Consider the following 399-nt stretch of genomic DNA (forward strand, 5'->3'; position numbering starts at 1 on the left):
GCATTTGGAAATAGCGGCCCCATATGGGGTAGCGTTATCTCATTATTAATAATATACCCTGCCCTTGGGACTTACACTTTTAGCACCATCAACAATAGAAAATTGAGTAATGGCTAAAATATTTCTGAGCTTTGCTGATAAAAGAATGAAAAAGTCGTTGACTCGCATAAAGTCGCAAGCCGAGGAAATGGGAATATATGATGAAATCATCATCACAACAGAAGATGATCTTGATGCTAATTTCAAAGAAAATTTCAAAGAAAAACTGAAATACAACATTAGAGGCTTTGGATATTGGTGCTGGAAACCTCAAATTATTCTGCAAACCTTAAATAAAATGAAGGATGGAGATATCCTGCAATATACAGATGCAGGCTGCCACTTAAATCCATCTGGAAT

1 protein-coding gene is annotated in these 399 nt (G+C 36.1%); it reads left to right on the forward strand.

What is annotated here, in order from left to right; genetic code table 11:
- Nucleotides 1-109: 109 nt before the first annotated feature.
- The coding region (locus JHD62_RS21575; protein ID WP_199104594.1) for a hypothetical protein at nucleotides 110-399 on the forward strand (290 nt) is incomplete at its 3' end.

The organism is Aquitalea sp. ASV11 (genome assembly GCF_016429185.1).
Taxonomy (GTDB): Bacteria; Pseudomonadota; Gammaproteobacteria; order Burkholderiales; family Chromobacteriaceae; genus Aquitalea; species Aquitalea pelogenes.